Source organism: Pseudomonas sp. DVZ6 (genome assembly GCF_024259445.1).
GTDB lineage: Bacteria > Pseudomonadota > Gammaproteobacteria > Pseudomonadales > Pseudomonadaceae > Aquipseudomonas > Aquipseudomonas peradeniyensis.
In genome coordinates this window covers 1-322 of record NZ_JANCLM010000128.1, presented here as the reverse complement: position 1 = coordinate 322, position 322 = coordinate 1, and the positions used below count along the sequence as shown (strand labels likewise).

Sequence of the window (322 nt, the reverse complement as noted above, 5' to 3'; positions counted from 1 at the left end):
ACTGACCATCACGGCGGCACTGGACAACCACGAGGGCGGCCTGATCGATGCCGGTGAAAAGCTGGTCATCAGCGCTGGCACCCTCGACAACCACGGCGGTCGCGTGGCCACCCGTCAGGACCTCGGCCTGACCGCCGCGAGCCTGAACAACAACGACGGCAACCTCGCCGCCCAGGGCGCCCTGACCCTCGATCTGCTCGCCGACCTGCTCAACCGCAAGGGCACGCTATTCGCCGGCAAGGACCTGCTGATCCAGCGCGCCGGGCTGGTCGACAACCAGGGGGGCCAGATCGCCAGCCAGGGCCTGCTCAAGGTGCTGGCC

At 68.6% G+C, this 322-nt stretch carries 1 protein-coding gene; it reads left to right on the top strand.

Annotation, left to right across the window (positions count from 1 at the left end):
* The coding region (locus NMG10_RS25935) for a hypothetical protein (RefSeq protein ID WP_254465389.1) at positions 1–322 on the top strand (322 nt) is incomplete at both ends.